Origin of the sequence: Gardnerella sp. KA01001, from assembly GCF_049244025.1 — a bacterium.
Lineage (GTDB): Bacteria > Actinomycetota > Actinomycetes > Actinomycetales > Bifidobacteriaceae > Bifidobacterium > Bifidobacterium swidsinskii.
In genome coordinates this window covers 498,501-523,356 of sequence record NZ_CP058366.1, presented here as the reverse complement: position 1 = coordinate 523,356, position 24,856 = coordinate 498,501, and the positions used below count along the sequence as shown (strand labels likewise).

Genomic DNA, 24,856 nt, shown 5'->3' with positions numbered 1-24,856 from the left:
CTCTCAGCCTGTATAGAACAAGCTCCCGCGTTTCGTAGCTTTGACTTTCAAAACTGCGATTGTAAAGCTGTAATATTGCCAACTTTAGCGATATTACAAACGCTACAGATAGACGCAACGAAAATATGTGATTTTCGTCACACTACCGTGCAGTATTCTAGCACTTCTGTGAAAAATTGGTTAATTGAGATGGCATGTCAAATCGCAAAACTAAGCAATTTCGTTACTGACGCAGTACGGTTTCTGCGCGAGTAACGTATAACTCCGTTTTTTCGTTACTGGCGCAGACAGCGCTCGCGCGGATTACGCTCGCGCGCGAAACTCGCGTTGGAAGTCCACTGGACTTCCAACTTAAGCGAGTTTCCGCTCCGAGTTGCCTTCGCGCGCTACGCTCTATGCGCTCAGGCAGGTCGTCGCGCTCGCGCTGACGGAATTACTCAACCGAGCGCAGCAAAATCTCCTCAAGCGCGTGCTTTACCGAAACAGGCAGTGTGCAACGCCATTGCGCCCACTTAACTACGGAAGGCTGGTCGGTTGCGTAAGCGTTAAGCATATCAACGCTGTTGCGATACTTTTCTGCTTCCGATTCGTTCTCGTATTCAAGAGTTGAGATTTCAGCAATAGCACTTGCACTTCCGCCAGAATCTCGCACTGCATCAAAAGCCATTTCCTTGCCTCTGTACGGCACTTGCGCTTGAAGCAGGAATCGGTAAGCGTCGCCAACTTTAGGGTCGGCAGCGATTTGCAATCCACCGTCAACAATTACGCAAACTTCCGAACGAGCTGGCACGTCTTTCACAGAAACCGACAAGCTCAAAGTCGCCTCTTCGCCTTCGTAAGAAACCGCAAACTCGCTTGCGTTAAGCTCTCGGCTCCCAACAAACACGCGCGCGTGAGCAAAATCTATGCAAGCAACTCCTCTAAATACAACGTTCCAGTTGCGTTTTTGCGGCACAGATTCTACGGCAGCATCACATCCTGCAACACCGGAAATAATAAATTGCGAAGAACCATTGCCGTCTCGCCACACAAAATTCATACGCGTATTAGCAGTATTTCCAGCAGACGCGGCAGCAAAATCGCCGTTATCTTCTCGCATCACAAATTCGCCGTCAGCTCCAGGGAATGCAAGAACTCGCAAAGCCCGCGGATTTTCAATGCTATTAACAGATTCAGCGGTCTCAGCACTACGCTCGCAATCTGCAACTTCCGGCAAAACTTGCAGAGGCACAATCGCTCCAGCGCGCGCAAAAGCCGGCACGCGGTCAAGTGAGCGCCACGCTTCAAATCTGCGGCCATTCCAGCCGCGAGACACATACCTGCGTCCGTCAAACAAATCGTACCAATCGCCTTCCGGCAACCAAACTCCAGCACATCCGCGCAAAGCAGCCGCGTCGTTAGGCGAAACAATCGGCGATACTATAAGCTCGCTTCCAAAACGGTACTCGTTAGGAATTTCGTAAGCCATTCCAACTTCCGGCGACTGCCAGTACATTGGCTCAATAATCGGCCTGCCATCAAAAGCCGCGCGATAATTCATCGTATAAACGTATGGCAAAAGTTCCGCGCGCAAACGAAGCATTTTCACCATTGCTTCGCGAGTCTCCCGAGGGAAATTCCACGGCTCTTTTCCAGCGAATGGCGAGCAAGTAGAGTGCAAACGATTAATAGGACTAAACGCGCCGAAAGCGTACCATCGCGCTTCCAACTCGTTATTTCTAACGCCAAGCATGTGTCCGCCAATATCGTGACTCCACCATCCGTAGCCAATATTGGAAGCTGTAGAAGTGAAGTAAGTTTGGAAAGCAAGCGAATCCCAAGTAGTAACGGTATCTCCCGAGAATCCAACTGGGTAGCGATGCGAACCAGGGCCAGCATAACGAGAGAACGTAATAGGCCATCGACCTTCGCGCGCAGCGTCCTCATAATGCATGTGGTTCAGCATCCAAAGAGGATCCAAGCCAGGCTCGCGCGTAACTCCCCCCTGCTGCCAGTCAATCCACCAAAATCGCACGCCTTCATCTTCCATACGATGATGCATGTTGAAGTAAGCCTTCACAAACTGCGGATTCGTTAAATCAAATTCCACAGCTTTGCCGCTTGCCGGATCAATGCCAGCATCTTGCGCAACTTGCGGATAATCTTTTTCAAACGCACGCACGCCGTCGCGCGGATGCAAGTTCAAAGTTGGAGACAATCCAGCAGCGTTAAGTTTACGCAAAAAAGCACGATGATCCGGGAAAAGTTCCTCGTTCCACGTATAGCCCGTCCAACCGGATCCATACTTCGGATCAACATCAGTAACATGCCAATCCATGTCAATAACAGCCGTGCTAAAAGGTATGCCTTCGCGCTTAAAACGATTATGCAATTGCAAATATTCGTCTTGACGGTAGCGATAGTAGCGGCTCCACCAATTGCTTAGCGCAAAACGTGGCAGCAGCGGCTGAGCGCCCGTAAGCTTATAAAAGTCTTGAATTGCTTGAATGTAGTGGTGCCCGTAGCCGAAGAAGTATAAGTCTTTATATCTTCCTGATTGCTCGCTAACTTTTTGCGCACGCGACTTAACCCAAGCCCCATACGGGTTTGGTTTGCCATTTATTTCCTCAGCTGGCACAATTTCGCAAGTTGCAGAATCGTCTAAAACAGACCATCCGTCGCGCGAAAGTATTCCTTTACCAAGTTTTACTGGGCCGTTCGCCTGATCCAAAGTTCTAAAAGTTCCAAGAAGATTTCCCGGGCAGTCGTCGCCGTAATGCCACGTGTTAAATTGAGTACACGGCACTCCGCGCACAACAATACTTAATCCTTCTTTACTAAAAGCTTCGCAATTATAAGTAAGATGCAGCTTTTCAGTTTCGACTTCCAGCCATCCGTTTTCGTTTTTGCGCGCACTAAACTGCGGCTGAGTATCCGAGCTTTTCTGTGCAAAATTGCGACAGATTACAGTTTGCGTAGGATTGTCAACAAACTTTCCGTCGTCACTCCACTCAAGACGAATAAGCGAATCTGTAATAACCGTAATTCGCCACTTTTCGCCCTTAATTACCTGACTATCCTGCGCCTTTGCATTTGAATCAGTTGCGTACTTATAAAAAATTCCCAACTTGGAAGAGTCCATACTACTGCACATCTCTGCTGTTACCTTGCAACTTTGCTTATTAACAATTTTATGTATTATTTTATGTATTATTTTGTTTGCTTACAACTTATAACTTTAATGAATGTATACTGCAAACACTGACGCAATGATCAACATCAGCGGATACCACGCATACATAACACAACGGAACGTCGTCGAGTTTTTAGGACCATCACCATAAGGGCTACGATAATGCAACACAGCTACACCAATACCAGGTGTAAGCATCGACATAGCGCCGAACATTCCTGCAGTCATCTCCATAGTAATTTCGCGCTTTTTTAATAATTCAAAAAGAAGTACGAAAATAAGCAAAGTTACGCCGCCGAAGAAAATTCCATGCTGCACAAAAACTTTTCCTATCAAATTCCAAAGAAGACCCGCAATGATAAGCACGGTAATAGCAAAACCTTTACTAAATCCGCTTAAACGTTCCCTAATTGTATCTATACTCGAAAGTACGAATAGGGAAATAACCATTGCAAATACAGGATTTTGCGAACGCATGTCGAACAAACATTTTGAATTCACCAAATCGTATGGAACTTCGCAAACCACTGCTAAAATCAGCAATCTCAACATGTAAAGATTCAAATTATGCGTGTTATGGTATCCGCGTACTAGTATCCACGCATACCATGGCACTGCAGTCCAGCTTATAAATTCACAAACTAATATGACTGTCAATGCAAACATATTATTGGTTACTGTTCCGCCGAACATTCGTGCAATTACTGTGTTACTAAATGCACCTAGCATAAGCATAAAAGCGCCGAGCATTTTGAGTTTATTGAGCGTGATTCCAGTTTTTATGTTACGGTCAGCACGAATTGGTTTGCCGTTTGCATCAAGCATTTCCTTATTCGCGTTACCGCTATCACGCATTATTGCTTTACCACTATTAATACTCATTGCACGTCCTTGTTTATTTGCGCATACCTAGTTTATATAAACTTTATCCGTAGTCGCGTATCTACCTAACCTGTAATTTACATTCCAAACACTGCAAAACTTTGAGCGCCGAGTGTTAAGCAATCACCATCAACTGATATTTCTCCAATTTTCAGTAATGGATTGTAAGCAGATTCTTGCGTAAGATTCGCTAATGCTTCTAATGAAACTGTTTCACTATTTACACCTGGGTTCATAACCACAATGCTTCGTTCCACAGCTGATTCTCCTGCGCCACCTTTTGCGCAACGCTCGTAAGCAAAGCCGCGGCCGTCAACCGGAGCATACAAAACTCTCCAAGACGCGTCAGCTTGCAAAGATTTGCGTCTATGGCGAAGCGCAATAAGCGAGCGCACCCACGAAAGGAAGGAATCTTCGCAATTAATTTGCGCAGAAACAGTTGGAATTTCACCACTTTCCACTGCTTGTTTTCGAGAATTTGCGCAAGTTCTTCCGTCTGCTCGCGCTTCAACAGGCAAGTATAATTTAGATTTTGCAGCCATTGAGAAGCCAAAATTCTTTGCATCATCCCATTGCATTGGCGTACGAGTGCCCGTACGAGCGTAGCCGCCTTCTTTTGTTGGAATATCGCGATATTTCATGCCAATTTCGTCGCCGTAATACACGAATGGCACGCCTGGCATAGTGAGTATCATGCCAAAAGCCACGCGACGCTCACGATCGTCAAGACGCGGAGCAAGACGCGGCGTATCGTGATTGCATGTGATGAAACTAAAGTAACCTTGGTTGCAGGTTGACTCATATTGTGGGTAATAATCGTCTAAAAATGGGCAAATACTGCCGCCACCGTGCGCATTAAAGTAGCTGTGATCGCGCTCAGAATTGTTATCTAAAGCGTTATCAACGTCACGAAGTAAACGCGCATAACCATTAGGATTGCCATCCCAGCGCCAATTCAAATAGAAGTCCATGTCGAATCCGGCAGCAAGAGCCTGACGCGGTCTGCCCCATTCGGACACAAAAGCAGCCTGCGGATACTCTTCTTTTACAGTGCCAAGCATTTCCTGCCATGCGCGAATTGTATTGTCTTTTCCAAGACTTCCTTCGCCATTATTGTCATCGTTTTTTACAAGCGAATCAGCCATATCAACTCGGAATCCATCCGCACCAAGCGAAAGCCAAAATCGCATAATATCAACCATTGCAGCGCGAGTTTCTGCCGCTTCTTTGGAATCTGGAGCGGATTGCCAAGCTCTATCCCTATGTGCAAAACCGTAGTTTAATGCAGGCTGACATTTGAAGAAGTTTAGAATATAAGTGGCGTCACGCTCAGTTTCACCACCAACAAACGGCATAGAATAGCCGCTAAACGCACTGTCGGTCCAAATGTAGCGCTTACTGAACTCGTTTTCTTGAGCTTTTGAACTTTCGCGGAACCATTCATGTTCTTCACTAGTGTGACCTGGCACTAAATCAAGCAATATGCGGATTCCTTGATTGTGAGCTTCACTAAAAAGCTGCTGCAAGTCTTCGTTAGTGCCATAGCGAGCAGCTACTTTTTTGTAGTCGCGCACGTCATAGCCCGCATCTTTAAAAGGCGAGTCATAGCAAGGATTAAGCCAAATTGCGTTGCAGCCAAGCGATTTTACATAGTCTAACTTTTTGATAATTCCTTGAATGTCACCTATGCCATCGCCATTGGAATCACAAAAACTTTGCGGATAGATTTCGTAAAAAACCGCGTCTTTAAGCCACTGAGCATGATCGTATAATGCCATTATTTCACCCTTCTAGCGTTGTGCTATTTAGTTTACACGCAACCACTTGAAAAAATTTATAGGGCGAAATATACAGATTAACCCGCCACTCATTTGCAAACGACACGATATCCGTGTATACTACACAGTGCTTACGAACGGATTTGTGAGACTTGTGACGCTGCTCTACGCAGCAATCGCGATGTTGCGCCACAACGGAGTCCGTTACTACGCCACCAAATGATATGCCAGTTTTTGGCATGATATAGGAGGTCAAGGATGACGAATATTAAGAAGATGCTGGGTGCAGGTCTTGCAGTTGCTACTTTGTTTGGATTTGCAGCTTGCGGTTCAAGCACTAACAATAGCGCTAAGAAGGCTGCTGATTCAGCACCTGTTCAGCTCACCGTTTGGGGTTCTGCTGACGATCAGAAAGATGGCGGCTGGATTAAGACTGTTGAAGCAGAATTCAAGAAGGAAAATCCAAACGTTACTTTCAAGAACGCTGTTGTTGAGCCACCAGACGCTGCTAAGGCTGTTAAGCAGGATGCTAAGGCTGCTGCTGATGTGTTCCTCTTCCCTAACGATCAGCTCGGCGACTTGGTAAAGGCTGGAGCAATCGGCGAATTAAGCGATGACGCCACAAAGCAAGTTAAGGAACAGAACGAAGATACTTTGATCAAGTCTGTTACCGCTCAGGACGGTAAACTTTACGGCGTTCCTTACACCGGCAACACTTGGTTCATGTACTACAACAAGTCCAAGTTCTCCGCTGATGACGTTAAGTCCCTCGACAAGATGCTTGAAAAGGGCAAGGTTTCATTCGATCTTGCTAATGCTTGGTATCTCCCAGGCTTCTACCTCGATGGCAATATGACGCTCTTCGGCGAAAATGGAAACGATGCTAAGGCTGGCATGAAGCTCAGTGATAAGGCTGCTGAAGTTACCAAGTACATTGCAACAAAGCTCGTTGGAAACGAAAAGCACTTCGTACTTGATGGAAATGGTCGCGGCTTGGCTGGCTTGAAGGACGGCTCCGTTGATGCAATGTTCTCCGGTTCTTGGGATGCAGCCAAGGTTAAGGACGCCTTGAAGGATAACTATGCTGCAGCTGCTCTTCCAACCTTCAAGACTGAGTCTGGCGAGCACCAGATGAAGTCCTTCGCTGGTTCTAAGGCTGTTGCTTACAACACCAACACCAAGTCTCCAGAGATGGCTGCTAAGTTCGCTGCATTCTTGGGCTCCAAGAAGTCCCAGCAGATTGCTTTCGAAAAGGAAGGTGCAATTCCTTCTGACAAGTCCCTTGCTGATAGCGTAAAGGCAGAGCCAGCTGCTGTTGCTCAGATGGAAACCATTGCTAAGACTTCTGTCTTGCAGCCAGCAATTCCTGAAATGGGTAAGTTCTGGGATCCAGTTCAAGCATTCGGCACTTCTATCTCCACCGGTAAGATTACTGGCGATAATGCTGCCGCGCAGACCGCAGAATTTGCTAAGGGCTTAGAGAAGTAAGTAAACAAAACTTACTCTAGCCAACAAATCTAAATAGATGCATAAGCAGTGTTTTATGCACTTTGAGTAAAACAATGCGCCCCAGCCCCCGCTCCGGCAAGGGGTGGGGCGCATTGTTTATCTTCTACAAAATAATTTTGTTTACATGAAAGGCATGTCATGACTGGCACGACATCCACAAAGCGAGAAAGACGCCAGAAGAAGACGTCAACTGCAGAACGCTTTGCTCCTTCACCTTATTCACTGAAAGAGGCTGCAAAACATGCGGACATTCTTTCATGGATTTCTGTTGTCATATTTGGCTTTGGCAATTTTGTCCGCAAGCAATACATCAAAGGCGTTATATTCTTAGCGTGCGAAGCAACTTTATTCGTATTCTTATTTACAATTGGATTGGATTATCTTCCAAAAATCAACACTCTTGGCACAGTAGAACAGGGCAGAGTTAAAGTCAACGGATTCTGGCGATACAGTGCAGGCGATAATTCTGTAGAAATTTTACTGTATGGAGTTATGTCGATATTAGCGATTGTATTGCTTGTATATCTGGCAACTCTCGCTCTTCGCAGCGCGTACAAAGCGCAATCTGTAATGGCAGACGGCAAGAAGCCACTTAATTTCATTGATGATGCGAAGACTCTTCTTGACGAAAAAGCACACGTCGGTTTTATGACTCTTCCAACTGCTGGCATTGTGTTATTCACAATTTTGCCATTGTTCTTCATGATTTCTATGGCTTTCACAAGCTATGACGAGAATCATCAACAAAAATTCAGTTGGATTGGGTTAGACGTTTTTTCTCAATTCTTAACCGGAAAAAGTGATTTAATTAAAGCTGACGTATTCTTTGACGTATTAATCTGGACTCTTGTTTGGGCATTCCTTGCAACCTTCCTGAACTTCTTCCTCGGCATGTTCATTGCAATGATAATCAATAGAAAGTCCACTCGTCTTAAGGGATTGTGGCGAACTTGCTTCTCCCTTACAATTGCAGTTCCACAGTTTGTTTCATTGCTTATTATGAACAATATGCTTAGCCAGAACGGTGTTATTAACATTGTCTTTAAGCAAAACGGTTGGATACATCAGGAGCTTCCTTTCCTTACGGATGTAACTTGGGCTCGAGTGACGGTAATTCTTATCAATCTTTGGGTTGGTATTCCATTCACCATCATGCAGATTACAGGTATCTTGCAAAACGTTCCTGCAGAACTTTACGAAGCTGCAGAGCTCGATGGCGCAGGTTGGTGGCAACGTTTCATGAACGTCACAATGCCGTACATCATCTTTGTTATGACTCCATATTTGATTACTACCTTTACTGGCAACATCAATAACTTCAACGTTATTTACCTCTTAACAAAAGGTGGTCCAGCAAGTAGCAAAGTCAACAGTGCAGGCGGCACCGACTTGCTTATCACATGGCTCTACAAGTTGACTGTTGACCAGCAAAACTACAACGCAGGTGCAGTAATTGGTATTTTGACGTTCATTGTGCTTGCTGTCGTAGCACTGATTACGTATCGCAACTCTGGATCTTACAAGAATGAGGAGGGATTCCGGTGAGTGATAAAACTACAACTAAGAACGAAGAAGCTGTTGTAAAGAGCACTCGTAGTGTTTCTTTCCTTAAAGATCAACATGTCAGAAGAGTAATTGGAGATACTTTCTCACATTTGTTCTTGCTGGTGTTGTCAGTTATTTGGCTGATTCCAATCTTGTGGGTTTTGTTAGAAAGCTTCAACAAGAACACTGGTTCCTATCAGAAAACCTTCTTCCCAACTGAATACTCACTAAATAACTATATAAAGTTATTTACCGATACCGATGACATTAATTTCCCACGAATGTTCCTCAACACTTTGATTGTGTCAATTTTCGTGTGCATTATTTCTTTGGTGTTTGTGTTAGCGGTGTCCTTCTGCATGTCTCGTCTCCGTTTCAAAGGACGTAAGACATTCATGAATCTTGCTCTGATTCTTGGTATGTTCCCAGGTATCATGGCTGTTATTGCTATCTACTTCATTTTGAAGGCTCTTGGTTTAACAAAAGGTTCGATTGTATTAATCGCACTTATTATCGTTTATTCTGCAGGTAGCGGTGCCGGCTTCTACATTATGAAGGGCTACATGGATACTATTCCAAAGTCTTTGGATGAAGCTGCATACTTGGATGGATGCACAAAGTGGCAAGTATTCTGGAAGATTATTGTTCCAATCTGCAAGCCTATGATTGTGTTCCAAGCAATTACTGGATTCTTGGGACCATGGCTAGACTTCGTTATGGTGAAGACAGTAGTGAGAGACAATAAGGAAAACTACACAGTTGCTTACGGATTAATGGAGATGCTTACCAAAAAGTATCTACCTGATTGGTACGCTGCATTCGCGGCAGGCGCTGTGTGCATTTCCATACCAATCGTAATCCTGTTCATTATTATGCAGCGCTTCTACGAAGAGTCCATGTCTGGCTCCGTTAAAGGCTGATAATTTACAGGATATAAATCTACTGAAGGCTGAGACGCTTTCGAGCGTTTCAGCCTTCTCTTTCGCTAGACAACACGAACACGTAAAAATAAAAAATAACTTAACACACTCGCCGTTTGACTTAATACGATAATGGCTATCGCATAAACCCTACCGTGTTTAGCCAAATAGTGCCGCAAAACATAAAAAAACTTGATAACAGAACAATAAGTAAATAATAAAATTTAAAAACTGTATAATTACTAATACGATTAAATAATTTAGAAAATTTAGACAATTCGCAAAATAGCGAAGGAAGAAGGATACCCTATATGACGACTCCATCTTCGGCAACATGGCCTGTATACGAAGGACCTCTTGGATTTACTTTAAACGCTAAATCTACAACATTTACTGTATGGGCACCAACTGCACAGAATGTGACGTTAAGACTTTTTGAAACCGGAAACAACAGTGAGCCAATTCAAACACACGAATTGAAACCGTTGCATGACGGAGCTTGGCGGATTAATTTCCGTAAGCGTTTAGACGGCATATACTACGATTATCTTGTTACTTTCCAAGATGGCACAGTAAATCGAACTAGTGACCCTTGGGGTGTAGCGAGCGGTGTAAATGGTGAGCGCAGCCTTGTCATAGACGATGAGCGAGTGTCTCCTGCCAATTGGCATAAAGATAAGTCTCCTAAGTTTGTGCGTCATGCAATGGTTGTGTGGGAAACGCATGTTGCAGATTTCAGCAGCAATCCTAATGGCGGCTTTAAGCCAGAGCATAGAGGCCAATATCTCGCTTTTACTGATGAACATACATCTTTGCAAAATCCAGATTCTTCTGAATGCAACTTCCCTACTGGCTTGGATTATTTAAAGCAGCTTGGCATTACTCATGTGCAACTCGAACCTATTTACGATTTTGCAACAGTTGACGAATCCGCAATCGACAATGCGCGCAAAAACGGTGCTTCAGCAGAAGAATTAGATTCTCTATACAACTGGGGTTATGATCCTCACGCTTACAACGTTCCTGAAGGTGCTTATTCTAGCAATCCTTACGACGGCACTGCGCGAATTCGCGAATGCAAAGCAATGATTGCGGCATTACATGCTAATGGCCAACGCGTAATTATGGATGTTGTTTATAATCACATGTACAAGTCTGCAGAAAACGCTTTCGAATGCATGGCTCCTGGGTATTTCTGCAGGCGAGACTCTGACGGATCTTTTGCTAACGGCTCTGGCTGTGGAAATGAAATGGCTTCTGAACATCCTATGTTCCGCAGGTTTATTATTGAATCTTTGCTGCATTGGGCACGCTGCTATCACATTGATGGTTTCCGTTTTGATCTTATGGGATTGACTGATACTGAAACCTTAAATCAGGCACGAGCTGCATTAGATGAGCTTCCTGGCGGTAAAGATATTGTTATGTATGGAGAACCGTGGAGTGCTTCGGATCCTGCTGTTGATGAAAAAGTTCCGATGGGAGATAAAGACGGCAGAAGCACTCTTAACGAGCGCATAGGCTGGTTTAGTGACGAGTCTCGCGATTCCCTCAAAGGCAACGTCATGAACCATCTCGACCGCGGGTATGTAAATGGCAATGAGCTCTGGTGCTCAGATGCGGCTCGCCAAACTCTTAATGCATGGCGTGATACGCCTTCTGCAGGTAAAGAAGTTGGACAGATTGTTCAATATACTTCTGCTCACGACGATTTGACTTTCTGGGATAAGCTTTGTATCTCTATGCGCGAGAATGCTAGCGATTTTGAGTTTGACGCTCAAGATGCACAACAAGTTGCGGATATTTTGAACGCTAATATGTTTGCAGCTGGAATTGTTTTGTGCTCTGCAGGCACGCCGTTTATGCTAAGCGGAGAAGAGTTTGGACGCACTAAGCACGGTTGCGATAATTCTTATAATCGCGGTGTACTAATGAACCAGCTTGACTGGGCGCGCGCTGAACGTTTCAATCCGCTTGTTCAATGGTATCGTGCACTTATAAAGCTTCGCGCTGAATATAGCTCATTGTATGATGGCAAACGCAAACAACTTGAAACGTCTAACCATACTGTTTTGGCTACGCGCATTGGCAATAATTTAATTGTTTGCGCAAATCCTATGTATCATGAAGATGCAACTATTCAGCTACCTGCTATTCATAGCGCAAAGGCTCAAGAGTGGCATTGCGTACTTAATTCAAGTGATTATTTTGCTAAGTGGACTGGAAAACAACCTGACACCGCGGTAAATATTACAACTGAAAAAAGCGCTGCTACCCTACACTTGCCTATCAGAACTTTTGTTGTGCTTAGCAACAAGTAATTGCGTTTTAGTAAGTAAAAAAAATAATAAACTGTCAGACGATTGCAACTAAACATGAGTAATCACAACACTTGTGTTTAGTTGCAATTACTTATAAAAACTAGCAAATATGTCGCAACGCTAATTTGCAAACGATGTCAGGTATTTATATAATTGACAGGCAGGGTGTATTTCAATCCAGAGATGTATTGATTTACACGCTATCGCCATAGTTGCACATTTGGCACGCTTACGACGATGTTAGGAATGTGCCAAATCATAAAGTAGAAGGAGCACCATGACAACAACAGCTACTGGCAAAGCTGATGCTGATAAGCCTATGGAAGAAAGCGCAGAACGTCTTGCACGTCCACTTATTAAGCTTGCTAAGGCGTGCGGCGTTGCCACTTTTTATATTGATCAGCAAGGAGGCTACACCGAAATTACAGATGAAGCATTAGTTGGAGTACTTGATGCATTAGGCATGCCTGCCGACACTCAAGACAATATTGCAATTTCATACGAGAAGGTTCAGCGCAAACGCTCTAGCGAGTTATTGCCACCAACTGTCGTTTCGTTTAATGGCGCAAAAACTTGCGTACCAATTCACGCAGGAGATGCCAAAAAAGAGCAAATTCACATTTCTCTTACACTCGAAGATGGAACAGATTATGAAGACTCGTTAGGCGATATTCAATCCGAAGACGATGGAGACTTGTTCATTGAACTTCCGGATGATTTGCCAATGGGCTACCACACTTTGCATGCCAAAGTAATCAGCGCGAATGGCGAGACGGCTCAACATGCTGATGTAACATTGATTGCCGCACCTGCGCGTATTCCATTGCCTGAAAGCGTTAAGCAAAAGCACCGTTGGGGATTCATGACGCAAATGTATTCTGTGCGTTCAAAAGATTCTTGGGGAATTGGCGATTATGGCGATTTGCGTCGCCTACTTAAGGATGCTGGAGAAATCGGCAAGGCTGATTTTATGCTGATTAATCCAATTCATGCGTGCGCTCCAGTAACACCTCTTGAGCCTTCACCGTACTTACCTGAGTCTCGTAGGTTCTTGAATGTCACTTATATTCGTCCGCAAGATATTCCGGAATATGCTGAATTAAGTGGCGAAGATCTTGCTAAAGTAGAGCAATTGCATGAGTCTATTGCTCCTCAAAACAATAATCCAAATCCTATAGATATCAACGCTGCATGGGATGCCAAGCTTCCTGCGTTGCGTATTATTTTCAAGCAACCTCGTTCTACCGAGCGCGAGCGCGAGTTTAGTGAGTTTAAGCATCGTTCTGGTGAAGATCTTGACGCCTTTGCAACTTGGTGTGTTGCGTTTGAGGTTTGGGGTGCTCCTTGGGGCGAGAATTTGTGGTTTGACACTACAGGCAAAGGCACTCCGCAAATTGAGCGACTTAAGCGCGAACATGCTGACTTGTTTGAGTTCCATCGTTGGCTTCAGTGGATTGCTGATGAGCAAGTTGCTACAGCTCACGCTGAAGCTAAAGCTGCTGGTATGGCAATTGGTCTTATGCAAGACATGGCAGTTGGCGTACACGGCTACGGTGCTGACGTTTGGTGGAGTCCGGAACGATTTGCTAATGGTGTAAGCGTTGGTGCTCCTCCTGATTTCTACAACCAGCAAGGTCAGGATTGGGGTCAACCTCCATTCGATCCAAATTATTTGGATGAAACTGGCTATATTGCTTACCGAGACATGGTTCATAACGTGTTCTTGCATGCAGGAGCTGCTCGTATTGATCACGTTCTTGGATTGTTCCGCTTGTGGTGGATTCCACAAGGACAGGGCGCTAGAAACGGCGCGTATGTGTACTACAATGTAGATGCAATGCTCGCAGTTCTCACTATTGAAGCAACTCGCGCAGGCGGTGTTGTTATTGGCGAAGATTTGGGCACTGTGCCGAAGTATGTTTCTAAGGTTCTTGCATCTCATGGCGTGCTTGGCACTGTTGTTGAGTGGTTCACCCACGACGACGAAGCTGAAGCCGCTACTAAGAAGGCTGGAAAGAAGCAAATTATTTTTGCTAATCCGTCTACATATCGAGAGTATGCTCTTGCTTCCGTTACTACGCACGATATGCCACCTACAGCTGGTTATCTTGCCTTTGAGCATGTCAAGCTTCGCGAGCAACTTCATCTGCTTACAGACTCCGTAGAAACGTTCCAGGAGGCTGCTCAAGCTGAACGCGATGCAATGATGAAGATGCTTCTTGAGAACGGTTGGATTAGCAAAGATGCTGCTGAGGATGTTGAAGGTCATGCACAAGAAATTGTGGAAGCTATGCATGCAATTATGCTCACTTCCCCATCTTTGCTTTTGCAAGTAGCTTTGGTTGATGCTGTCGGCGAGAAGCGTTCACAGAATCAGCCTGGAACTAGTACAGAGTATCCAAACTGGCGTATTCCACTTGCTGATGCTGATGGTCGTGTAGTTCACACCGATGAAGTATTTAAGTCACCACGAGTGCTATCTATGACGGCAGTTATGCGCGGCGAAAATACACGGAAGCATGTATAATTTAATAGTTGGTTTACCGATGAACTGACTCTATTCCCCCCCCCCCCTCGTAAGGAATATGATTTGCATAGTAGCAAATCAAAATATTTCTTACATGATGTCCTATGTGAGGCGAGCATCTATAATAGTGCTCGCCTCATTAATTATGGGGTTATGGGGGGTTATGGAGTAAGCAGCAAACCCCCTGCCTCAACACCGTTACTCGCGCAGTACGTAATCTGCGTCAATAACACAAATAAGCAGCAACACTCGCGCGCTAAATCGCAGCGCTCAAGCAGGTCATCAGCGCACACCAGTCACAACCTAATTTCTAAAGCACAGCCACACAAACCTGCCCTGCCTTCGTCAATCGAGACGAAGGCAGACCTCGCTTGCGTTGAAAGCACACCGTGCTTTCAACCCTAAGCAAGCTCGGCGCTCCGAGTTGCTTTCGCGCGCACAATGCTGCGCTCAAGCAGGTCGTCGCGCCATAACGCAGAAATTACTTCTTAATATACTTTGCAAATACACGCTCTAAAATCGGAGTATGCAGCATAATAAGCGATCCCCAACCAATGAATACCAACAAAGGCAAACCCTGCGGCAAATATACGATTGATGCAAATATTAACACAATAAACACTATATCTAGCAGTGTCATTATAAGAGTTTCTTTCCAATACGAAATACCAAAAATAAGAGAATTAGCCACTGTTTTATCAATTGAATTTTTAAAACGCGCTTGTAATGCAAACACCCATTCGGCAACAATAACCCACAATATGCTCAGAATAAATTTAATAATTAAAAGTGGAGTAAACCACACGCAAAGCCATAGCCAAATAATAGCAAGCAAAACTGGTCCCATTACAGCCCAAATAATAGTAGATTCCAAAAAATTGCTAGCAAACGCGCGAAAATAAGCTGCAGTAATATGTCCTTCACCTTGCTCTGTACGTCTTGCAGCATCATGACCAGCACAAAGAGAAGCGCCGATAGTAATTAAAGGAAAGCTTGTTAAAATCATCAATATTGTAAGCCACACGGCATCAGCAAATGTTTCCATGCTTTGCGCAAACTTTGAATCTGGGCTTCCAAACGAGAAAATCATTCTATACTATCTCCTGGTTTTATGACGCAATTCCTATGCTTTACTATCTATAGATACTCTAATAACGAACTCTACCACCTAATTACAAACTAACGTAACTATTAAAAATAATGACGGTGTGCACAAACGTAATAGTATGCACACACCGCCGCTTTCACTGCCACTTGAATTTTGGAGGAGAATTAATTTATCCCTTTACTGCACCAGACATAACACCTTTAATAATGTACTTCTGGCAGATGAGGTAGAAGATTATGATTGGAACAATTGCCATAACCAAGCAGCCCATCATTGCGCCCATCTCGACAGATCCATAGCCGCCCTTCAAATACTGAACAGCTATAGAAATAGTCTTATACTTGTTGAGATCGAGCGTCAAGAATGGAAGCAGGAAGTCATTCCAAATCCACATTGCCTGCAAGATTGAAACCGAAATAATAGCAGGTCGCATAATCGGCACAATAATCTGGAAGAATATACGTGGCACAGAAGCACCATCAATCATTGCAGACTCTTCGAGTTCTTGCGGAATACCCTTAATCACACCAGTGAAAATAAACACTGCAAGTCCTGCACCAAAGCCTAAGTAAATAATCCACAATCCCCATGGAGTATTCAACTTTAAAGTGTTCGTAATGTAAGCAAGGGTGTACATAACCATCTGGAATGGCACAATCATGTTAAACAGGAACAAAACGTATAGAAGTTTTGCTGCCCAATTGTTCACACGAACAATCCACCATGCACACATTGACGTGCACAGAAGAATGAGAATCACAGAACCAACAGTTACAACAATGGTCCAGAGGAAACTCATCGGAAAATCAGTACGATTTGAACCTAATACGTAGTTAGACATTCCAACAAACGATTTTGAACTAAAAGTAAAAGGATTGCTGGCAATATCAACCTTAGACTTGAAAGAATTCAGCACTACTAAAGCTATAGGAAAAATCCATAACAAGCTTATAAGAGTGAACAGCACCGTCCATAACGCAGGATGCTTTGTTTTCTCGTTCATGCCGCTACCTCCTTTGACCTAGTGAGCATATTCTGAACCATAGCAATAACAGCCACAACAATGAAGAACATGACTGCCTGAGCCTGGCCAACGCCTTCACATCTTGGAGTAGTGAAAGTTCTATAAATATTAAGAGCTAACATCTCTGTTTTCCTTGACGGACCACCGTTAGTTAATGCGAAGTTCTGATCGAAAAGCTTGAAGCCGTTGGTAATTGTTAAGAATGTGCAAACAGTAATAGAAGGCATCATCAATGGAATAGTAATCTTGAATAAAGTCTGCCTTGGACTTGCACCATCGACAGCAGCTGCTTCCATAACATCTCCTGGAAGAGCCTGCATTCCTGCGATATAAATAATCATCATATAGCCAATTTGCTGCCAGCAAACAACAATCACAAGACCCCAGAAACCGAATACTTCAGAGAACGTAATCGTACGATTGAAGTAGCCGAGTATACCATTTAACAAGAGCTGCCAAATATAGCTTAAAACGATACCGCCAATAAGATTTGGCATAAAGAACACGGCTCTGAATATCGTCGTGCCCTTGAACTTCTTAGTAAGCATGTACGCAATTGCAAAAGCAATAACATTAATAATTATTGTTGTAATAACTGCAAAAAGCGTTGTGAACAAAAACGAATAAACAAGATGCGGATCTTTTAAAGCTCTATAGTAGTTACGAAAACCCACAAACTTACCATCAGTCACAGTAGTGAATTTTCTAAAGCTCAAGTACACACCCATAATAAATGGCACTAAGAAGCCAACAATAAACGCAGCAAACGTTGGCAGCGCAAATAACCACCACCATTTACGTATTGCTTTTCCGCTCATACTAATCATGACTCGTCACTTTCTCCTCCTTGAGCGCGACATCCACGTAGACATCGCTGTCCCGAACCAATAACTTCATTCTACTACATGAATTAGCTATGTCAAACGTTGTCATTTTCGATATGTCACTTCAAACAAATATCAGAATTTAATTTTAAAAAATTGCTTATTATCGTTGGCATTCCAGCAAAATTTGCTAAAATAGAAATGTCTGCAAACGTTTGTTTGTTTCGAACTATAAAAGTTCGCACTAAACAATTAAACACAAGGCTGTGCTACACGTTTGTTATACGCGAATAAAGGAGTTCACATGTCGGCAAATATTCAAGATGTAGCGAATAAAGCTCATGTGTCAGTTTCTACTGTGTCGCGTTCATTTACACGACCAAACTTAGTATCTGCATCCACTCGCAATAAAGTATTGGCCATTGCCGAACAATTGAATTTTTCTATTTCGAAATCTGCAGCAGCACTAAAATCTGGTAAAACCTTGCGCATCGCTTTATTGATTAGCGATCAAATTCGTCTATGGTTTTCTGCATCTATTATTCAAGGATTGAATCAAGTATTCCACACAGCTGGATATGATTTGTCTATTTTTCAGATTTCCAGCAGTAAAGAGCGTAGTGAATTTTTCACAATGCTCCCAACTAGACGTAATGCTGACGCCGTTGTTGTGTGCTCCTTTGACGTAAATACCAACGAAATCGCACAACTTAAATCAACAGGCGTGCCAATTGTTGGCATAAACTGCTTATATCCACAAAAATGCGATTTTGACGCGACTATCAATATTGACGATGACCAAGGTGCAAGACTTATGGCACGCCACTTAATCGGTTTAGGGCATCGCAATATTGCATATGTGCGCACAACTCGTGACGTTTCACTACATTTCAGCGTATTGCAGCGTTACCATTCTTTTATTGATGAATGCCAAAATAGCGGGATCACACCTACAGAAATTGTGGCACCTGCTAATTCTGATCGCATAAGCGCCATAGTTTCTATGCTTCTTGGAAGTTCAATTATGCCAACAGCAATTGCATGCCAAGAAGATGATATTGCAATACCGCTTATGTTTCAGCTTGCACGCAGCGGGTATTCTACTCCAAAAGATGTGTCAATTATTGGTTTTGACGATAGTTTTTACGCGCATGAAACTGGCTTAACTACTATTAGACAGGATCCAGTTGATATTGCTTCTACTGCGGCAAATATCACGCTTGCGCTTATAAACGCAGAGGAAGTTGAAGATCCATATCGCATTGTTCCAGCGCAACTTATTGTGCGTTCAAGCACAGCTGCATTATTAAAAGAGTAGACCTTTTATAGTTTTCTAGAAAATATCGAAATAACAAAATCCGCTAGGACTTAGCACTATAATGTGCCAGTATCCTAGCGGATTTGCTTACGTCACCTTTGCTTGCTTACGTCAGCAGGTATAACGTCTGTTTGTTTATTAATGGATCAGTTGTCATCTTCATGAGCCTGAGAATATTCCTTAGCCCAACCATCCACGAATGCTGTCTTGACCTTATCCCACTTGCCGGTGCCCTGAGCGTACTCAAGCAAAGCGGAGCCAAGGTCGTTCTTCCAGTTATCAGATGGCATTACGGTGAAGTTCCAGCTTACTGGAGTCTTACCAGACTTAGCATCTTCAACGGCTGCTTGAGTCAATGGGTTGTCGGACTTGATATCTGCGAAGCTCTTGAATGGAGTAGTGAAGCCCATCTTCTTAGACAAAGCATCCTTACCAGCATCGGAAGTAAGCAACCACTTCAAGAAGTCCTTAGTTGCCTTCTTGTTAGCATCAGACGTCTTCTCATTTATGCACCAATAGTTCTCAGAACCAGTTGCCAAGCCTTGCTTTTCTTCGCCCTTAGCACCAATATAAATTGGAAGCATACCAAGGTCTTCAGCCTTCATACCAGCCTTGGAGAGGTCACCCCAAGCCCAAGTACCATTCTGGTAGAACACAGCTTTACCCTGGGAGAACTCAGCATTAGCATCTTCACCAGTCTTGGAACCAATCTTTGTTGCTGGTGTAGTGGAATCAGTAATGTAAAGATCGAAAATCTTCTTATAACCGTCAAGGAAGCTACCCTTTACCTTTGCAGGCTGCTTGGTAACATGATCTTCCTTGAACTCATAGTACAAAGGAAGATTTGCAAGGTGGGTCTTAAAACGCCAATCAGAGCTGGAATCAAAACCAGCAGAAGTAAAGGCGCCTTCAACGCCAAGATCTGACTTGTGCTTTTGAATATCATCTGCAACAGCCTTCAACTTATCGAAGGAGTTGATTTCTTCAGCAGACTTTACCTTAGCATCCTTAAGCTCGGTGTACTTCTTAAGCAAAGCCTTGTTGTAAATCAAGCCGTAGGTTTCCATTGCATATGGAATACCAACAACCTTATCTCCATCCTTCAAAGCAATATCCTTGTTCTGAAGTTGGCTATAAAGCTCAGTATCCTTCAAATCAGCAGTGTAATCCTTCCAGCTTGCGTAACCAACTGGACCGTTGATCTGGAAGAGTGTAGGAGCTTCATTACCCTTGCTGATTTCACTCTTCAAAGACTGCTCATAAGTTCCGGAAGCAGCAGTTTGAACCTTAACCTCAACACCTGTTTTCTTGGTGTATGCCTTAGCTACTTCCTTCCACTGATCTGCAGCTTCTGGCTTAAAGTTCAAGAAGTAAACCTTACCTTTAGCAGAGCTGTCACTTGAGGAGGATCCGCAAGCTGCAAGCGCGCCAAAAGCCATTGCCGAGCAAGCTACCAGTGCAATTGTTGATTTAATTGTACGATTCATCATCGAACCTTTCTCCTATGCCGACAATCCCGTCATTGGACTGCCACACCTCTAGGTGTCCTTATCGACAATATTTATTATGCCTCAACTGCTGCAATATTGCAAACGATAGCATAAGTAAATTGACGCGTGTCATTATAAAAACACCACCCACTAATATATTCGATAAAATTAGCACGTATTTTTGGCAATAATTAAAGGGATTGCACAACAATTTAGCAAACGATTGTGCAACCCCTTGAGGATTATAGTTCAAAACAAATTATTTAATTAAACTAACTCTGCCCATGAGCAATCTTATATTCCTTAGCCCAGCCGTCAACAAACGCGGATTTAAGAGTAGCCCATGCCTTATTAGCGCCAATAGAAGTCATACCGTCTTTTGTTGCTTGAGCATATGTAAGCAGATCAGAGCCAACATCGTCTTTCCAACCGTTAGATGGCATAGTAACAAACACCCACTTAACAGGCAATTTGCCAGGCTTAGCAGTGTAATCAACAGCAGCCTGAACTAGAGGATTTTCTGCTTTAGGGAAACCTTTGAAAGGAGTAGCAAAGCCCATTTTATTAGCCAAAGCATCCTTACCATAATTTGTAGTAAGTAACCAATTAAGGAAGGCATTAGTTGCTTCCTGATTCCGCCTTGAAGCCTTTTTATTAATGCACCAATAATTTTCCGAACCGGTAGCCATGCCTTGTTTCTCTTCGCCCTTAGCACCAATATAAATTGGTAGCATGCCAACATCGTCAGGCTTTATGCCAGCTTTTGAAAAATCACCCCAAGCCCAAGTACCATTCTGGTAGAACACAGCTTTACCAAGAGCAAACTCATAAACAGCATCCTCGCCAGTTTTAGTACTTAACTGGCTTACAGGAGTTGTGGAATCAGAAATATAAAGGTCAAAAATCTTCCTGAAATTATCAACATAGTCGTAATTAATTGACTGAGGCTGACCATTAACGTTATTCTTAACGAATTGATAATACAAAGGCATATTTGCAAGATGCGTCTTAAAACGCCAGTCGGAGCTTAAATCAAAACCTGCGGACGCAAAAGCACCGTCAATACCAAGCTCATCCTTGCGCTTTTGCAAATCGTCTGCAACAGCCTTCAACGCAGCGAAATTAGTTATTTGATCTTCAAAAGATTTGCCGTTTTCTTCTGGCTGCAACTTTGCATCTTTAAGATCCGCATACCTAGCAAGCAAAGCCTTGTTGTAAATCAAGCCGTAATTTTCAGTAACATATGGCACAGCAACCGGCTTACCGTTATCCATAAAAGCAAGATTTTTATTGCTAAGTTGCGTATAAAGAGGGGAATTAGTTAAATCAGCAGTGTAATCCTTCCAGTTAGCGTAGCCAACAGGACCGTTAATCTGGAATAACGTAGGCATGCTATCTGGATTATCTTTATATTTCTCAACTTCGGTTTTAAGTCTCTTTTCATACTGACCGCCAGTTGGCGTAACTATGCTTACTGTAACACCAGTCTGTTTTGTGTATTCTTTAGCAACTTCTTCCCACATAGCAGTAGCTTCAGGCTTCAAGTTGAAGAAAATAACCTTCCCATTAGCAGACCTATCGGCATTTGCGCCAAAAGACTGAGAAAAACCAAAAGCAGTAAACGCACAAGCCGCCAAAACAGCGCAAACCACTAGCGCAATAATCGACTTAACCGAACGACTCATCATCGAACCTTTCCATATACTGCTAATCTCTTACGAACTAACTAATTACTGCTATTGAATACTATTTAAATCACCGTAGTGAACTAATATTACAGCAAACGCAAGACTCAAATATATAAATATCTTTGCAAAAAATTTGCGCAAATCGCACTAAAATATATGGAAATATCTGAAATTTTAAACCGTATTTCAACAATTCCAATGCACAATTACATTGTCGCCTTTATACGTGCCCAACACAGAATAATGCGCGGTATCCATACGAAGAAGTCGCGCAAAATCTGGGTTTACTCCAAGCCAGCGCGCAGTAAGAATACGCAACACATGAGCATGTGCAACAACAAGCACGTCCTTACCTAATTTCAATTTAGGCATTGCCATATCAATAATCTTTTGAGTACGATCCGAAACCTCTTGCAAGCTTTCTCCAGAAGTCCTGTGCACATCCACTGTCTCTCCACTAGGAAGCACTTCTTTAGCATCACTAACCATGTGAGAAGGAAGAACTTTAGGACCATGTTTCCACACATCCCACGCCTCAACTCCACTTAGTTTAGAAATATCAGCGCGCGTGCGACCCTCAGCAGCACCATAATCCCACTCCAGCGCGCTATCACAAATTGTATACGAAGCAAATCCAGCAAACTGAGCTGTTTGCTGCGCGCGACGAAGCGGGCTTACAAGCACACAATCCTCATCAAAACCTTTTGTGAACACACACTGCAATCTAGCACCAGCCTCTTTTGCTTGCTCAACACCAACTTCAGTAAGAGGCAAATCCGTGCGCCCAGTATGCTGACCAGACACACTCCAAGCGGTTTGACCGTGACGAAGTAACACCAAGCAACCCTGCTTCGAGCATTCTTTCTGAGAGGATTCTTTAGTGCCGTTATTTTGCATAGTCTTCACATTCCTCACCAGCGCCATGTACACACATCGCACTGGACGCCTAGCAGCACGATTGCTTTACGTAAGCATTTCTTAACTTGCAGCCACTTTGCCGCGAATCAAGATTACTGTTCCATGGTACCGCCAAAATTGGTATTTCGTTACCACTAACATAGAAAATATGACGCAATTATCATCGGCTAATACTAAAATTCAACGAAACCATCGTGCGACTCAAGCTACCGTACAACGACTGAATGCAGCGAATCGTAAGATTGATGCGCTTCGCGAGCGCCGATTAAAAAATCCAAATACTTTAGGAGATTCGTTGCTTAAAGCCGCACTTCCGTCTTTTGCAACGTTTATAGCTGGGCAGATTGCGCACTTAATATGGGAAAAACATGTTGATACTAGAAAAATCAATTTAAACTCTAATAATCGTCCTAACAATCTTTCTAAAGAAAAAATCACACAAAAGCAACGTGTTAAGCAAGAAGAACCATTGCTAATGTCTCTTGGGTTTGCAGTATTTTCTGCGATTCTTACTACGATTGTTGGTCGCTTAGTAAGTCACGGAACCTTGTCTTATGTTGCGCGAAGGCAAAGAAAGCGACAGTTTCGAAAAAATAAATTCTAATTTTGAACAAATGAAACTACAATGCAGAAATAATCGAAGAATAAGGAAAGTAAGGAATAAGAATAACGTGCAAAACTTACGTCACAACGAAACTATTGATACTCTACTGAACCGCCGATCTATTCGCGCTTTTTGCAACGAAGCAATTGACGAAGATACAGTCGCGACTCTTGAAACCGTGGCTCAACGCGCTGCTTGCAGCCAGTTTTTGAACGACTGGTCAGCGATTAAAATTACGAATAGCTCAATTAAGCAGAAGCTTTCCGAAATTGGCAATCAAACATATATTGCTACAGCTCCGCTGTTGTACGTTTTTATTATTGACCAGCACAGAAACGCCGCAATTGCACAAAAAAATGGCATCGATACAGGCAGCGACGAATTTATGCTTAAAACTCGTTACCGCTTTACTCAAGCTCAAAATGACGTCATTTTGGCACTTCACACCATGGAAACTGCCGCGGAATCTTTGGGTCTTGGTTGCGTAATCCTCGGTTCAATTTTGAACAGTAGAACTCAGCTTATTGATATTTTGAATTTGCCTGAATACACGTATCCCGTGCTCGGCTTGGCAATTGGTAAGCCTGCACAAAATCCGGAATTAAAGTCGCGCATGAGTACTAGCATGCAGATTTTTGAAAACACTTACCCTGCTGACGATGCTGAATTACTAGAGAATCTTGCCGATTTCGACAATCGCGTGCATCAATATTACGATTTGCGAAATACTAGCAGACCGGTTGACGCTTTCAGCGCGCAAATTCTTGCTATAGCAGCAGACGATATTGCCAAAAAACACGAAGCAGAAGATGTTGAGCAGGTTGCAAGGCAAGGTTTTAATGTTGCATAAGATTTAACACCGTTTTAATTTAGTGCCGTTTTAACTTAACGCCGTCTTGGCTTGTACCCGCGCTTTCTAGATTTCGGCTTCGCGCTTGCAGACGGCGATCGCATATCGGAATACATGCGATCTACCGGATTCTTATGCGTCAAATGCCAGCATCCGCAATATTCACAAGCATAAACCCACAATTGTGCGCCACGCTCTCGTAGACTTTGCTCCGCTGCCATAAGAGCCTGCCCTTTATTCTTGTACATGATTTTTTGGGTAGATTCGCAGCGCCTCGGAGTAAAGAAATACATAGCTTTTATGGTAGCAAACCGCTTAACACAGATTCTACGAGTTGCGTGCAATAGCGCGAAATAATGCAGCATTCCTAAATTTAAG

18 protein-coding genes are annotated in these 24,856 nt (G+C 43.4%); 8 read left to right on the top strand and 10 right to left on the bottom strand.

Annotated elements, in window-relative coordinates; all coding sequences use genetic code 11:
• Positions 1-433: 433 nt before the first annotated feature.
• The 3 genes from HXT59_RS02315 to HXT59_RS02305 form a co-directional block, all read right to left on the bottom strand.
• Complete coding sequence (locus tag HXT59_RS02315) at positions 434-3,121, bottom strand: TIM-barrel domain-containing protein (protein ID WP_421784009.1); 2,688 nt, start codon at positions 3,119-3,121, stop codon at positions 434-436.
• A gap of 96 nt (positions 3,122-3,217) precedes the next feature.
• A complete protein-coding gene (locus HXT59_RS02310; protein ID WP_004108130.1) occupies positions 3,218-4,054 on the bottom strand; it encodes a TraX family protein in 837 nt (278 codons plus the stop codon).
• 77 nt (positions 4,055-4,131) lie between these two features.
• Positions 4,132-5,832 (bottom strand): alpha-amylase family glycosyl hydrolase, encoded by a 1,701-nt coding sequence (locus tag HXT59_RS02305; RefSeq protein WP_004108132.1) that lies wholly within the window; start codon positions 5,830-5,832, stop codon positions 4,132-4,134.
• 258 nt (positions 5,833-6,090) lie between these two features.
• Between HXT59_RS02305 and HXT59_RS02300 the strand changes: the two genes are divergently transcribed.
• From HXT59_RS02300 to malQ, 5 genes are all read left to right on the top strand, one after another.
• Positions 6,091-7,320 (top strand): extracellular solute-binding protein, encoded by a 1,230-nt coding sequence (locus tag HXT59_RS02300; RefSeq protein ID WP_004108134.1) that lies wholly within the window; start codon positions 6,091-6,093, stop codon positions 7,318-7,320.
• A 159-nt stretch (positions 7,321-7,479) separates the two neighbouring features.
• Entirely contained in the window at positions 7,480-8,886 is a 1,407-nt protein-coding gene (locus HXT59_RS02295; protein ID WP_004108136.1) for a carbohydrate ABC transporter permease, read from the top strand.
• Positions 8,883-9,806: a sugar ABC transporter permease gene (locus HXT59_RS02290; protein WP_004104797.1), complete on the top strand. Its 924-nt coding sequence runs from the start codon at positions 8,883-8,885 to the stop codon at positions 9,804-9,806. The genes HXT59_RS02295 and HXT59_RS02290 overlap by 4 nt, the downstream gene beginning before the upstream one ends.
• A 311-nt stretch (positions 9,807-10,117) precedes the next feature.
• Positions 10,118-12,127, top strand: a complete 2,010-nt coding sequence (gene pulA, locus HXT59_RS02285) for a type I pullulanase (RefSeq protein WP_004108138.1) — start codon at positions 10,118-10,120, stop codon at positions 12,125-12,127.
• A 277-nt stretch (positions 12,128-12,404) separates the two neighbouring features.
• The gene (gene malQ / locus HXT59_RS02280) at positions 12,405-14,654 is read left to right on the top strand and encodes a 4-alpha-glucanotransferase (RefSeq protein ID WP_421784006.1); all 2,250 of its coding nucleotides are present in this window, start codon (positions 12,405-12,407) and stop codon (positions 14,652-14,654) included.
• Between the two features lie 481 nt (positions 14,655-15,135).
• On the opposite strand, the gene HXT59_RS02275 is transcribed toward malQ, so the two are convergent.
• The 3 genes from HXT59_RS02275 to HXT59_RS02265 all read right to left on the bottom strand — a co-directional run bounded on the left by HXT59_RS02275 (position 15,136) and on the right by HXT59_RS02265 (position 17,613).
• Complete coding sequence (locus HXT59_RS02275; protein ID WP_004108152.1) at positions 15,136-15,744, bottom strand: hypothetical protein; 609 nt, start codon at positions 15,742-15,744, stop codon at positions 15,136-15,138.
• A gap of 187 nt (positions 15,745-15,931) precedes the next feature.
• Positions 15,932-16,765 (bottom strand): carbohydrate ABC transporter permease, encoded by an 834-nt coding sequence (locus HXT59_RS02270; protein ID WP_004104804.1) that lies wholly within the window; start codon positions 16,763-16,765, stop codon positions 15,932-15,934.
• Entirely contained in the window at positions 16,762-17,613 is an 852-nt protein-coding gene (locus HXT59_RS02265) for a carbohydrate ABC transporter permease (RefSeq protein WP_004108156.1), read from the bottom strand. Before HXT59_RS02265 ends, HXT59_RS02270 begins: the two co-directional genes overlap by 4 nt.
• Before the next feature lie 301 nt (positions 17,614-17,914).
• Between HXT59_RS02265 and HXT59_RS02260 the strand changes: the two genes are divergently transcribed.
• Complete coding sequence (locus tag HXT59_RS02260) at positions 17,915-18,928, top strand: LacI family DNA-binding transcriptional regulator (protein WP_421784004.1); 1,014 nt, start codon at positions 17,915-17,917, stop codon at positions 18,926-18,928.
• Positions 18,929-19,074: 146 nt separating this feature from the next.
• Here the strand turns inward: HXT59_RS02260 and HXT59_RS02255 are convergent, their stop codons facing one another.
• The 3 genes from HXT59_RS02255 to HXT59_RS02245 all read right to left on the bottom strand — a co-directional run bounded on the left by HXT59_RS02255 (position 19,075) and on the right by HXT59_RS02245 (position 23,003).
• Positions 19,075-20,418: an ABC transporter substrate-binding protein gene (locus HXT59_RS02255; RefSeq protein WP_012914535.1), complete on the bottom strand. Its 1,344-nt coding sequence runs from the start codon at positions 20,416-20,418 to the stop codon at positions 19,075-19,077.
• A gap of 272 nt (positions 20,419-20,690) precedes the next feature.
• Positions 20,691-22,106 (bottom strand): ABC transporter substrate-binding protein, encoded by a 1,416-nt coding sequence (locus HXT59_RS02250; protein WP_012914536.1) that lies wholly within the window; start codon positions 22,104-22,106, stop codon positions 20,691-20,693.
• A gap of 186 nt (positions 22,107-22,292) precedes the next feature.
• The gene (locus HXT59_RS02245; RefSeq protein ID WP_012914537.1) at positions 22,293-23,003 is read right to left on the bottom strand and encodes a histidine phosphatase family protein; all 711 of its coding nucleotides are present in this window, start codon (positions 23,001-23,003) and stop codon (positions 22,293-22,295) included.
• A 169-nt stretch (positions 23,004-23,172) separates the two neighbouring features.
• Here HXT59_RS02245 and HXT59_RS02240 point away from each other — a divergent pair, with 169 nt between their 5' ends.
• Positions 23,173-23,628, top strand: coding sequence for a DUF4235 domain-containing protein (locus HXT59_RS02240; protein ID WP_421784332.1), 456 nt, complete (start codon positions 23,173-23,175; stop codon positions 23,626-23,628).
• A 67-nt stretch (positions 23,629-23,695) separates the two neighbouring features.
• Positions 23,696-24,478: a nitroreductase family protein gene (locus HXT59_RS02235; RefSeq protein ID WP_421784002.1), complete on the top strand. Its 783-nt coding sequence runs from the start codon at positions 23,696-23,698 to the stop codon at positions 24,476-24,478.
• Between the two features lie 35 nt (positions 24,479-24,513).
• Here the strand turns inward: HXT59_RS02235 and HXT59_RS02230 are convergent, their stop codons facing one another.
• Positions 24,514-24,771 (bottom strand): hypothetical protein, encoded by a 258-nt coding sequence (locus tag HXT59_RS02230; protein ID WP_041160536.1) that lies wholly within the window; start codon positions 24,769-24,771, stop codon positions 24,514-24,516.
• Positions 24,772-24,856: the final 85 nt, after the last annotated feature.

Coding starts and splice junctions, on each gene's coding strand:
- HXT59_RS02250 (WP_012914536.1), bottom strand. CDS start 22,106: ATGATGAGTCGTTCGGTTAAGTCGATTATTGCGCTAGTGGTTTGCGCT.
- HXT59_RS02230 (WP_041160536.1), bottom strand. CDS start 24,771: ATGTATTTCTTTACTCCGAGGCGCTGCGAATCTACCCAAAAAATCATG.
- malQ (WP_421784006.1), top strand. CDS start 12,405: ATGACAACAACAGCTACTGGCAAAGCTGATGCTGATAAGCCTATGGAA.
- HXT59_RS02305 (WP_004108132.1), bottom strand. CDS start 5,832: ATGGCATTATACGATCATGCTCAGTGGCTTAAAGACGCGGTTTTTTAC.
- HXT59_RS02300 (WP_004108134.1), top strand. CDS start 6,091: ATGACGAATATTAAGAAGATGCTGGGTGCAGGTCTTGCAGTTGCTACT.
- HXT59_RS02275 (WP_004108152.1), bottom strand. CDS start 15,744: ATGATTTTCTCGTTTGGAAGCCCAGATTCAAAGTTTGCGCAAAGCATG.
- pulA (WP_004108138.1), top strand. CDS start 10,118: ATGACGACTCCATCTTCGGCAACATGGCCTGTATACGAAGGACCTCTT.
- HXT59_RS02295 (WP_004108136.1), top strand. CDS start 7,480: ATGACTGGCACGACATCCACAAAGCGAGAAAGACGCCAGAAGAAGACG.
- HXT59_RS02240 (WP_421784332.1), top strand. CDS start 23,173: ATGACGCAATTATCATCGGCTAATACTAAAATTCAACGAAACCATCGT.
- HXT59_RS02315 (WP_421784009.1), bottom strand. CDS start 3,121: ATGGACTCTTCCAAGTTGGGAATTTTTTATAAGTACGCAACTGATTCA.
- HXT59_RS02265 (WP_004108156.1), bottom strand. CDS start 17,613: ATGATTAGTATGAGCGGAAAAGCAATACGTAAATGGTGGTGGTTATTT.
- HXT59_RS02270 (WP_004104804.1), bottom strand. CDS start 16,765: ATGAACGAGAAAACAAAGCATCCTGCGTTATGGACGGTGCTGTTCACT.
- HXT59_RS02260 (WP_421784004.1), top strand. CDS start 17,915: ATGTCGGCAAATATTCAAGATGTAGCGAATAAAGCTCATGTGTCAGTT.
- HXT59_RS02255 (WP_012914535.1), bottom strand. CDS start 20,418: ATGATGAATCGTACAATTAAATCAACAATTGCACTGGTAGCTTGCTCG.
- HXT59_RS02310 (WP_004108130.1), bottom strand. CDS start 4,054: ATGAGTATTAATAGTGGTAAAGCAATAATGCGTGATAGCGGTAACGCG.
- HXT59_RS02245 (WP_012914537.1), bottom strand. CDS start 23,003: ATGCAAAATAACGGCACTAAAGAATCCTCTCAGAAAGAATGCTCGAAG.